This window comes from Erythrobacter westpacificensis (assembly GCF_039542285.1).
Classification (GTDB): Bacteria; Pseudomonadota; Alphaproteobacteria; order Sphingomonadales; family Sphingomonadaceae; genus Alteraurantiacibacter; species Alteraurantiacibacter westpacificensis.
Map to the genome: position 1 here is coordinate 1 of NZ_BAABHV010000014.1, position 11,109 is coordinate 11,109.

At 55.7% G+C, this 11,109-nt stretch carries 7 protein-coding genes and 2 pseudogenes; 3 read left to right on the top strand and 6 right to left on the bottom strand.

All coding sequences use genetic code 11. The annotated features are described in order from the left end of the window. Both ABFX23_RS10790 and ABFX23_RS10795 read left to right on the top strand, forming a co-directional pair. On the top strand, positions 1 to 425 hold a 425-nt coding region (locus ABFX23_RS10790), incomplete at its 5' end, for an integrase core domain-containing protein (protein WP_346033068.1). 70 nt (positions 426 to 495) lie between these two features. Then, positions 496 to 749: pseudogene (locus tag ABFX23_RS10795) on the top strand (hypothetical protein); the annotation flags it as partial. A gap of 415 nt (positions 750 to 1,164) precedes the next feature. Here the strand turns inward: ABFX23_RS10795 and ABFX23_RS17780 are convergent. Together ABFX23_RS17780 and ABFX23_RS17785 are read right to left on the bottom strand one after the other, a co-directional pair. Continuing rightward, positions 1,165 to 1,320, bottom strand: a pseudogene (locus tag ABFX23_RS17780) (integrase core domain-containing protein); the annotation flags it as partial. Between the two features lie 199 nt (positions 1,321 to 1,519). Beyond that, on the bottom strand, positions 1,520 to 1,705 hold the full coding sequence (locus tag ABFX23_RS17785) for a hypothetical protein (protein ID WP_428831659.1): 186 nt from the start codon (positions 1,703 to 1,705) through the stop codon (positions 1,520 to 1,522). 368 nt (positions 1,706 to 2,073) lie between these two features. Between ABFX23_RS17785 and ABFX23_RS10805 the strand changes: the two genes are divergently transcribed. Continuing rightward, entirely contained in the window at positions 2,074 to 3,036 is a 963-nt protein-coding gene (locus ABFX23_RS10805; protein ID WP_346033069.1) for a M48 family metalloprotease, read from the top strand. Positions 3,037 to 3,049: 13 nt separating this feature from the next. Here ABFX23_RS10805 and ABFX23_RS10810 read toward each other — a convergent pair whose 3' ends face one another. The 4 genes from ABFX23_RS10810 to ABFX23_RS10825 all read right to left on the bottom strand — a co-directional run bounded on the left by ABFX23_RS10810 (position 3,050) and on the right by ABFX23_RS10825 (position 10,122). Beyond that, positions 3,050 to 3,631 carry a hypothetical protein gene (locus ABFX23_RS10810; protein WP_346033070.1) on the bottom strand — a complete coding sequence of 194 codons (582 nt, stop codon included), beginning with the start codon at positions 3,629 to 3,631 and terminating at the stop codon, positions 3,050 to 3,052. A 325-nt stretch (positions 3,632 to 3,956) separates the two neighbouring features. After that, positions 3,957 to 4,934: a cell wall hydrolase gene (locus tag ABFX23_RS10815; RefSeq protein ID WP_346033071.1), complete on the bottom strand. Its 978-nt coding sequence runs from the start codon at positions 4,932 to 4,934 to the stop codon at positions 3,957 to 3,959. Between the two features lie 666 nt (positions 4,935 to 5,600). Beyond that, a complete protein-coding gene (locus ABFX23_RS10820) occupies positions 5,601 to 8,615 on the bottom strand; it encodes a beta strand repeat-containing protein (protein ID WP_346033072.1) in 3,015 nt (1,004 codons plus the stop codon). 28 nt (positions 8,616 to 8,643) lie between these two features. Next, positions 8,644 to 10,122: a cadherin repeat domain-containing protein gene (locus ABFX23_RS10825; protein ID WP_346033073.1), complete on the bottom strand. Its 1,479-nt coding sequence runs from the start codon at positions 10,120 to 10,122 to the stop codon at positions 8,644 to 8,646. Positions 10,123 to 11,109 lie beyond the last annotated feature (987 nt).

The window sequence follows — 11,109 nt, forward strand, 5'->3', positions numbered from 1 at the left end:
ACGCGCCCTTGTCTCCATCAAGGCGAGCGCTGCCTTCAAGAGGCAGCTTCCCAATGTGCTATGGCAGCGAGCTGACGAGCAATGCGGTGTTGGCATGGTGTGGGGAGATGGGCGTGGAATGGCATTACATCGCGCCGGGCAAACCGATGCAGAACGGCTTCTGCGAGAGCTTCAACGGCCGGATGCGCGATGAACTGCTGAACGAGACGCTGTTCCTCAGCCTGGCTCATGCCCGGGTCGAGATCGCGGCCTGGGTCGAGGATTACAACCGGGAGAGGCCGCACTCGGCCCTTGGCTACGCAACCCCGGCGACGTTCGCCGCCGAACTGGAAAAGCAATGGCCTGCTTCGCTACGCCCTACGGGCTCCGCTACGCAGCCCATTACTCCAACCGCGCTCATGCGCAACAAAACGGCTCGGCTCTAATCCCAGCTGGGGGAAAGCTGGGGGTCACGTCAGGGCCCGTGAATAGTTCTTAAGTTTGTTGAGCAATTGCTCGATGATGCGGTGTGGTAATTGCCATGATAACGCCGTTGCCGAGAGCTTCTTCAACCCGCTCAAACGCGAACGCATCCGGCGAAGGAACTATCGCTCATACGAGGAGCCAAGCTAGGATGAGTTGACTTCATCGAGCTGTTCTACAGACCGATGCGCAAGGATGTGATGAGGGGAGTCGTCCATCGTTTGCGAACGGCAGCAGTTGATGAGCACCGAGGACGTCTAGAAAGCTTTTGGCTACTCGCAACTTAACCCCCAAGCCAAGGTCGGAAACGCCGCTCCACCTGCCTCATGTGATGCTCAATCTGTTGAATTGAGCATCCGTCGCTTGCAAGTAAGCGTCGCAAAGCCTCGTCCAATTGCGACCAAGAAATTCCTTCTTGACGTGCGCGCGAGAGAAGCTCGAACGCCGCATCTTCGTTCATCCTGTGAAGCGCGAAAAGTCGTTCCAACTGCCCGAAGCAGGCAGCTAGCTTTTGCTCTAGATTATCGGAAATTTGCGCCAATTCCTCCTCCGCGAAGCCGTAGTATTCAACTAACTATTTTTAGCTCATCGAAGTCAATGTGATCGAACTCTCGAGTTCATGCACTGCGCCCCAACGTTGGACCAATTGGGTCTCGAGTTTTCCGCCTTTCCCGGATTCGGTGGGCTCATTGCACCGTTCGGCTATGCCGGAAAGATAGGGGGGATATTCCCGATCGCATTGTGCGGTCGCTCTTCGTTGTAGTTTCTACGCCAGACCTCCAGCTTTTCGCAAGCGTCTTGCAGCGACAGGAACCAGTGGGCATTCAGGCACTCTCTGCGCAGCTTGCTGTTGAAAGCTGTGATGAAATTGTTTGGGGGCATACGAGGGCGAGAGAAGTCCAAGATCACTCCGCGCTGGTAGCCCACAGATCCATGTCCCGAGAGATAAACTCGCTGCCATTGTCCAACCTGATCGCCCTGGGGTAGCCGATCTTCCTGCAAGCATAATCCAGCATGGTGACCACGGCCTCTCCACGGTAACAAAACTAGGGATCGATCAGCGGCGATAGCCGTGAGAACGTATCCACACGGTCAGGATGTGCAGCCTGGGGCCTGTCGCCAGATGGTCGTGCACAAAGCCCATTGCCCGGATATGGTTCGGCCTGATCGCCGGTGCGCGATCCTCGCGCAGCTTCACCTTCACTCGACGCTTGGGCGTCTTGTTCAGAAGCTGGAGGCTCAACTCCAGGTAAGCATGTAGACTTCCTCATGTTCATAACCCAACTATCGAGGCGGAGGATTCATACACCCGCCGATAGCCATATTGACCGAGCGTCTCCGATCCAATGTAGGCCACAATCCGCTTCAGTCGACCGTTCTCGTCCTCCAGCTCGCCAATGATTTACTCTTCGGTAAACCTTCTTCTCTTCATCTCGTTCGCCCTTCTGTCACGGCCGGGCTCTAATCGAGACTGGAGAAAAAGCAGGGCGTCATGTCACCACGCATAGCTGTTACCTCCCGCAAAGACGATGTATGGGCTTTCTTAGGAGCGTGAACTTTGCGGGCGCGCAAGAACTGTGCAAAATTTTTCCCGAAGGGTGAGAGCGATCGATGACCTACCGCTTTACACTACAACTAATATCGCGATGGCTGTGGGTCTTTCTCGCTTGGTTACCATCGCCATGCGTGGGCGAGGATACACAAAACGATCACGCCGAAAGCGTCAGTGCGTTTGGCTACTACGATGAAAGAGTTGCCACTCTGGCGCACAAACTTGCAGTAGCGAACGCGGATTTTTGCACGGAGCGCGAATATCGGGCAGGACTCACCGTTCATCATTTGTCGCAATATGATCCTCCCTTGCGGGAGAATCTTCAGAGGGAATTAGCCTTAGGAGTGGAGCCGCAGGTACTGGCATTGGCAGCGACCGGTCCCGCGGAAATGGCGGGCCTGCGAGTAGGCGATGCAATCTTGTCGATAGATGGGCAAGATCTGAATTTTTTCTCTATCGATCATCCGATGTCCGTTGAGCCGATCAACACTCTTCAATCCTTAATCGATGCTGCGTTTGAAGACGGCTTCGCTCGTCTTATCGTGGAAACCGAAGGAACGGAAAGGGCGGTAGAGATAGAGGCAGAACTAGGTTGCCGCTCCAAATTTTATGTTCTCCCATCTTCCAAACTGAATGCACGCGCTGATGGCATGAATGTCGTCGTAACCTCATCGTTGATTTTATTCGTCCAAAACGATGATGAATTAGCAGCGGCGCTAGCACATGAACTAGCACATAACGTTCTTCGCCACCGCAGTCGTATCGCGCAAGCTAGCCGATTGCTAGAAAATGATCGACGGGCATTCTCCCGCTTCCTCCGTTCAACAGAGAGCGATGCAGATCTGCTAAGCTTAGAATTATTGCAGCGAGCTGGCTATGATCCAGCCGCGGCCATATCTTTATGGAAGCGCTTGGGACCGAAGAAAGAGAGTTTCTTCGGATCCACAAGCCATCCAGGATGGAGAGAGCGGGTCTACCAAATGGAGCAGGCGCTGGAGCAGTTCTCCTCAAACGGCCGTTAACAAAACACCTATTTCATTCCACGCGCAAGAGATCCCCGAATTGCGGAGAGAGTGCGGCCCGTTCAATCATCTCATTGACGGCTGGTCCAAATGATTCGACAGCGCGATTGCAAACCGTGGGCCCAGCCATGGCATGGACATCAAAGGCGTACTCGCTCGAGACGAGGAACTCTGCACCGTTAGACGAAGCGAAACGCACGGCAATTATCCAATTGGCCTTGAATGGCAGATATCGGACCAATCTGAGCCGCTCGATATTGCCGGTGATGACAATATCTTCACCTTGTTTGGAGTACCTCCCTGCGGCCGAAAGCTCATCGATTAGCGCCTGCCTTATGTAGCCACGGTAGGTGGGGGAATTGTCATCCGAATCGTCGCTTGAGTCTAACCCGCAAAAGCTAAAATCGATTCCATCAGCTGCGTCGATTAATTCTCGCGGGCCTCCGTTGATTTCGCCAACAGCGACATCAACATCAGCCGTCTGATGAAGTAAATAAAGGGTGTCACGTGAAGTGACATAGGCCGGAAGTCGCGGAGAAGTACAGCCTGCTAACGCGGTTGCAAAAACCAGGGTTCCGAAAATTAGCTTTCTCAATTTAACACCAGATAATTTGGCTGAGAGCGAAAACTCTGCGGCTATTCATTTGAGCCAAGATTGCTGGTGCCTTCAGCCACGTCTGAAACCACATTGTTCGCAGAGCATATGCAGCGCAGAATCAGCTTTCTCTCGGTCGGCAGCATGCGCTGAATCGCTGGAACAGTGAGTTTCTCGGCGAGTACCTCGCCACATCCGCCACAACACAAATCCTCGGTTCCGTCTCCCGTCAAAGCAGGCAATCCCGTAGCTGTGACCACGGAGTCATTTTCTGTAGTTTCGGTTGCGAGATCAAATCTGCGCGACAATTATCATCTCCGTCTTATCAAAAGGAACTGGGGGTGTTTTCGGACCTGCGAGCCAGTTCTCGAGATCCACTAGTGTAAACTGAGCAGGAATTTGCCACTTCCGGATCAGCACGACACTTTGCAGTCGAAATGGCCGATCCAACGCGAGCTGTTAGCGGCACTCTAGCTTGGGTATCGTCGCGATAGTTTAGCATGCCAAAATCATCGAGCGCCTCCACATCCTCCACGGCCATGTCCTTAGACGAAGGTAGGATTGCACCTAGCCCAGTGAAAGAGGTCGATGTCTCAAAATCCAACTGCGCAGCTTCAGGGCCATCACTCTCTTCGAAAAGGCCTCCTCCAAATTCCGGCTCAACACCATCGTAGGAGGCAGAGAAAAATCCAGGCTGGCCAGCCGCTCCAGGCAAGAGATAGAATATGTGCGCACCAATTACCGCGTTCTTCAAGAGCTTCGGGCTCCAGTAAGGCAAGACGTAGTCAGCGTGGTAGTGAGTCGCATAGCCCACGGGTGCAAAAACCGCGCCATTAAGGGCGGCTTGAGCGACCCTTCGGGCATGCTGCCAACCTGCCGGGGACGGGGCCCGATCCAGGGAGCCATCGCATGTGAAAGTAAATTGACACCCAGTGCTTCTGGTGTGGCCTTGATAGACGACGCCACAAACACTGTTTGGATAATCCCGATGGCGGACGCGATTCAAAACGACCTGCGCTACGGCGCGCTTGCCGGCTTCAGTTTCCCGGCCAGCTTCGTAATAGACAGCTTGAGTAAGACATTCGAGTGCCCGAGCGAATTCGACGCCTCCTGCCGAGAAAGTCCTGAAGGGCTGTGAAGCGGGATTGGGTCCGTCAAACATGGGCTTATCGACATTTGCTAGCCTCGCCGCCTCCGGGCCAACCTGCCGTAAGGCAAAAGCATTCAAATCAGCAATCGAAACAGCTGCGGGAGCATCCACCCGTTCCGGATTGCTGGTCGGTAACGGGCTCTGCGTTGCCATACCACCCACTGCGGCGCATAGTGACATCAACGAAATGAAAGTGAATGCTACGATTGGATTTCGTAGCCACGAAAGAGGCTTCTCCTGACGGCTCCTAGGATTTTGGGCAGTTGTCACAGAGGCCGGATCCCACTTTAGGTGCGCGAAGTCAAGGAGCGTCATGTTGAGACGATGCTGACGATGGTCCGCGCACAACTAAGCTGTGCAGGCGCCGTCGACGCCTTCCTACCCTCGATCAATCGCACCCTCCTAGGGCCCGGCTCGGTGCCCCTGAAAACGAGAGGCGCTCAATAAACACCCGCTAAATCCGTTAGCAGCCGACGGCGCGAACCTGCAGTGTCTGAACTTGGGTCATCGATGTGCTGTCGGCTAGCCAACAGATTCCGGACAAAGCGACTGACGCCCCAACCGTTCGAGAAACCATCAATTAAGTTCGAGGCAAATCGATGGACAAGTGCCCGCTACAAGCCGCGGTAATTTTGCTTCGGCAAGTCCTGGTCTCCGCCGGAACGCTTCACCGACTTCAAATCGTAGTCAAGCAACAGCAGCTTACAGCAAATTCGTGCCGCAACCTGCGCTTTCGCGCCGATCCCCGGTCTAGCTTTCCGGCAGATGCAAAAAAGGGGAGGCCGAAGCCCCCCCTTCCTTATCACTTGGTTCGAACGATCAAGCAAAGATGATGTTGTTCGAAGCGAAGTCGTCGATGGTGTATTCACCAGGGCCGTCACCGAAGTCGCCATCGATGTCGATCACGATAGTGCCAGACATCTCCGGACCTTGGCCGGCGAGGTCGGTTATGACCAAGTCGCCATCGGCGTTGACTTCGAACTGCAGTTGACCTGCATTGGTGAAGCCCAAGGCCGACAGGTCGATCCGGTCGTAGTCATCCCCTTCAACGGTGAAGTACTGATCGGTACCTGCATCGAGACCGAGGCGAGCTTCACCGAAGTCCGCAGACGTGAAGGTCACGACTTCCTGGGTATCGAGATCCATACCGATCCGGATGTCCTCGTCGCCGACGAACTCTTCGTTCGGACCAGGCGGCAGACTGCCGTCATAGTCGATGAAGTTACCGTCGTCGGTGTTGCCGACCAGATACTGGACGAAGGCGTTTGCAGCGACTTCGTAGCCAGCATCTTCCGCGTCGATGGACACATCTTCGGTAACGCCAGTGACGTCAATCACGTTCAGCGAGCTAAGGTCACCACTCAGATCGATGTCGGACGTAGTAGCCGAGACAGTAAGCGACGTCAGGGACTGAGCACCAACCGTATCACCGCCAATAACCACGTCTGCATTATCAACCGCACTCACCGTTGCCTCAGTGACCTGCGTGTTGATCAGGTCGACATCGGCGTTCTCTCCAGCCACCACGTTCAGTTCGAAGCTACCATACACATCTTCAAGATTGGCAGTGGCATTGGCGGCCGCAAGAACGTTGGCCTGCGTAAGCGACTCAAAGCCGGTGCCAGGTACCAACTCGACAACGTCTGCGCCGTCCTGAAGCACGGCAATCGAGAAGGACGCTCCGCCAGTTGTGAAGAGCGACGGGTCATCTCGGCCACCAACGTCATCCCACTCGATCGTGATGCTATTGTCAGGCGAAAGGCCGACGCTTGCACTAAGGGGCTCACCCGAACCGTTAAGGTCAGCGGCGATGTCATCGGCCACGTCATTAGCATTGGTTTCGAACAAACCAGCGTTCTCGGTATAGTCGGTGAGTACGCTACCGCCAGTCAAGCTCTGGCTAGAGATCACGACACTACCAGTGGAGCCATTGGGAGCACTATTTACGGTGAGCTCCCAAATTTCAGCCAAGCCTGCCTGGAACGGAGTTCCCGCAGTCCCCTGCAGTTCCAGAGTAGCGTCACCGTCGACACTCGAAACATTCACCGATTCCAGCGACGCGAAATCTTCGTCATCAGCGTCGCTGAGATCGTCGAGATCGACCACCGCATCGCCACCATCACCGTCGACGTCCGGATCGCCAATGCCGGTGGCCGCCACCGACAACGTCTCAAGGGTTGTAATGTCATCCGAGAAGATGTCGGCACTGCCGCCAGTTACGGTTACGTTCTCAAGCGAGTCACCGTAGAGATTGGCCTGAACTTCACCAGACGATACGAGGGTCAGGTCGGTTGTGTCGTCAACCGTGAGGTTAGCGCCGTTCATGTCAAGGTTGGCCGGCGGTGCATCACCTGCGTCGGCCGTGCCACGAATGACAAGCGCCTCAGGACCACCCACGATCGTCAGATCATCGGTGCCATCGGTGGCCAGAGAGTCAAGATCCAGTTCCTCAAGACCCCCGATACCTTCGAGATCGATAACCGTGTCGCTATCGACATCGATGGTATCAAGCTCGAGAACCTGAACGTTGCTGACGGGAGCAAGCGTGAAGTCAAGGTTTTCGTATGTGAGTCCGCTGAACTGACCGCCCGATTCGCCCTCCAGAATGAGCCGGTTTTCACCCTCGCCCATATCCAAGGTTGTCGGGGCAGACGTTCCCGTCGAGAAGACCGCCGCGTCCACAACGAGAACATCGTCGCCATCGCCGGTCAAGGCGCTCTCAAGAACCGTGTCACCCGAAATGTCGAGCACGAGATCGCCGTCGTATCCGGTTGCATCGAGGGTCTCGAGACCGCCGAAGGCTGTTGCAGAAATTAGGTTCAGCAAGCCATCGCCGTCAATATCGACGTTGGTCGCACTCGCCGCTGCACCCTGAAGGTTGAGAGCGTTGTCATCGGAAACCACCAGGTTCAGCTGCCCAATCGACCCTGCATTACCAGTGATGTTGAGGTTAGCAAAGGCGGTGAGGGTGTTCCCAGCCGGCGGGAAGCCGTTGCCCATGGCAACAACAGTCTGCTCTTCAACCGCAAGGCCATCGTAGATGACCGTGTAGGTCGTGCCGCCCTGAACGCCGTCCATGCCCAGCACAGCGACCTCACCGACATTGTTGAGCGTCAGCGAGCCAGTAGAATCGCGGTTCCAAAGCTGCTCGTAGCCAGACGCACGCGCGAGGTTGAGAGTGGATGTACCCCCGCCGCCGCCAACATTGCCGTAGGAGGTCAAGTTGTAGACTTCGATGTTGGCGAGCTGAGGGTTTTGGGTCGTACCCGTGCTGTTCAACTCAGCGTTCAGGGTATCGGTCCCCTCTCCGCCGTCTGCACTATCAGCACCCTGAAGTGTCTGAACACCCACAAGACCACCAAGTGCAACATCGAGCGACCCGTCGAACACGTCATCACCGGCGGTACCCTGCAGGTCGTCTGCCTCCGGCGTGAAGTCCAGCCCAAGCGGACCACCAGCAGCGAGGTCAGTCGCATCCGGCCCCATCGGGATGACCTGGTCACCAACCACAACCTGACCATCATCGTTAATTTCGATGAAACGAGTGTCGCCGTTGGAGAACTCAACGTTGATCCCAGCCGGGCTCAGCGGAATACTAATTTCCGTACCGGGACCCGAAAGGATCAGACGCGAACCGACGATTACGGCGGAATACTGCGACGCAACGCCCGGCAGGACGACGGTATCGCCACCCAAACCAAAGGATGCGTCGAGGACGATGTTGCCACCAACTACCGTGATTTCCTCGCCGCCCGAAGCGGTTCCGCGAACAGTGACGTCGGCGCCGCCAACAGTGACGTCTTCGCCACCATTCTCAAGAGTGATAACTGCCATTTTTTTATTCCTCTAAGAAAATTGAATATTATGCAAAGTTGAGGAGATCGAAACCGATTGCGGCTTCCGCACTAGCCTCATCGAACACAAACGCACCGTCAGGCAGAACGTCGTCTACGATAATTACGTTCGTCGTACCGCCCGGCCCAGCAATGCTGAGCTCCAGATCGTTTGGATCGTCCGCAGAAGTACTGATGCCGAAGACACCGGTGAGCACGATCTGATCACCCTCACCCACATTGAGCAGAATGGTATTGCTAGGCTCCGCAACATCGTCCGTAAACAAGAAGTCGCCGCCCCCTGCATCAATTGTAACCGGCGTAAGCGGATTGCCATCATCGTCCGACGCATCGAGATCAACGACAGTAGGACCATCATCTAGATCGTTGATGCTGACCGTATATGCCTGCGTGGTCTCGTTGCCATTCTCGTCCGTCGCCGTCAGCGTAAAGCTATAGCTCTCCTGGGCTTCGAAATCAGGCGATTCGGCAAAAAGAACTGCACCGGATTCCGGATCGATGACGAAAGCATCTGCATCATCGCCACCCAGTTCAACCGTGACATCACCACCTTCAGGATCCGTGATAACGGGCGTTACAACCGGAGTTCCAACCGGCACATTTTCGTCAAAGGCAACTTCCGTATCACCGTCGCCGAACTCGGGAGCTTCATCGATGTCATTCACGGTGAGAGTAACCGCCTGCGTGTCTGTCGCACCGGCAGTGTCCGTCGCCACAACATTGAAAGAATAACTGGCCTTCGCCTCGAAATCGGGAGAGCCCACCAGCGTAACTTCACCGGTGCTCGCATTGATAGTGAACAGCGATGCGTCCGCACCCGAAAGCGAGAATGTGATCGTGTCGCCATCGGGATCAGTGGCAGCCGCATCGTAAACCACCGTTCCCGCCGCCACATTCTCATCGATTGCGGCGGTAGCACCGGTGGTGATCTCGGGGGCACCGTTCGCCGGCACCTCAGGAATTTCTAGCTCTTCATCTTCGCCGCTCTCGACGAGAATAACAGCGCCCGCAGCGATCGCGCCGACAGCCAGAACGGGGAGGAGCACGCCCGCACCCCCATCGCCGTCATCACCAAGCAGCGAAGCCTCGCCGTCACCACCCGGCACCACGCGGGCCCCGTCAGCAGCAGCAATGGTGGCGAGAATATCACCCTCCGGAGCCAAAGCGAGATCAGAAACAGCTTCTTCACCCTCCCCTTCCAGCTCCTTCTCGCCCTTATCTTCGCCTTCTGCCGAAGAAACCTTTTCCTTCGGAAGCGAGGCCGGATCCAAGCTTGCAACCTGGGGAGCAGACTCACCCTCTGCCATAACCTGCGCAGCAGCAGCCGCTACACCCTGCTCGTTCACATTTGCCCGGTCCGATGAAAACGACTGCTCAGGAGCAGCCTGCGCCTGATACGCCTCTTGCTGCGCCGATTCATCACTCTGGGCGACGCGAGGCTCTTCAGCCTCGTGACCAGATTGTGGCGCTGCTTGAGCTTCTGTCATGTCTTAATTCCCTCAAATTGTTGAACTTGTCTCACGCTTCCGAGGCGCTGCTGACCAAGGTGATACCCCTAATATCATTGTTATAGCGCACGCCAAGTGCCTTTCGGTAATTTTTTTTCGACGCCCCCGCAAGATTAAATGCTGTGGTGTTAACATCGATAAACTCGGGAGAATGTTTCGCCGGTTCGAACTTGCAGAGCTACCAATGCACCTTAAGGTTCCCCAGCTGAGATGCGATCTGGGCAACGTTGCTGCGCATCTGCGACAAGGTTGTTGCGCATCTGCGACAAGAAAGCAATGGGTTGCCAATCAGAGCCCCCCTAGCAAGGCGGAGCGGTCAATTCCTTTTTCCTTTCGTCGGCGAACGTCCTCCATCTTGGGGAGAGTTAGAGGCCAGGCATGGCTTTGCCAGTAAGCTAAATGTCTTGGTTGCTCCTGATCATTCCCGGTTTGCGTCGCTATGACATCAGTTTAGTGAGCCCCAGCGCGACACGGCGGCAGGAGATCGACGGGTCCGTCCCCGCTGCCAGGCACTCTCTGGTCACAACACCGATCACGTCTAGAACGCGGCCTCCTTGCCCAAAGCTATCTGGTCCTCGACGGATTTGTAGCGACGCGAAGATTGGCGCATATCCGCTACGGCTATCGGCAGGCGCATTACATCTTGGGCAGCGATGGTCGGTCGTGACCATGAAGAAGGTCTACAGGATTTACAGGGAGCTGGGCCTGCAGATGCGTAAAAAGACGCCGAAACTCCAGGTGAAGGCGAAGCTGCGGGAGGATCGCGAACCGGCGATCTGACCGAGCCATGTCCGAACAGTGGGCTTTGTGCACGACCAGCTGGCCACGGGTCGCAAGCTGTGCATCCTGAAAACAGGTATGCAAGAAGATCGGCGACCCCAGGACGATCAGGTTGGACAACGTCCTAGGTCGGGAAGCAGCTGTGGGAAAAGGCCAGCAGGTCTCGTTGCGCCGATCATGACCGGC

What these genes read in the sequence shown, in the direction of transcription:
- ABFX23_RS10805 (WP_346033069.1), top strand. Translation starts at nt 2,074, where the DNA reads ATGACCTACCGCTTTACACTACAACTAATATCGCGATGGCTGTGGGTC.
- ABFX23_RS10815 (WP_346033071.1), bottom strand. Translation starts at nt 4,934, where the DNA reads ATGGCAACGCAGAGCCCGTTACCGACCAGCAATCCGGAACGGGTGGAT.
- ABFX23_RS10825 (WP_346033073.1), bottom strand. Translation starts at nt 10,122, where the DNA reads ATGACAGAAGCTCAAGCAGCGCCACAATCTGGTCACGAGGCTGAAGAG.
- ABFX23_RS10820 (WP_346033072.1), bottom strand. Translation starts at nt 8,615, where the DNA reads ATGGCAGTTATCACTCTTGAGAATGGTGGCGAAGACGTCACTGTTGGC.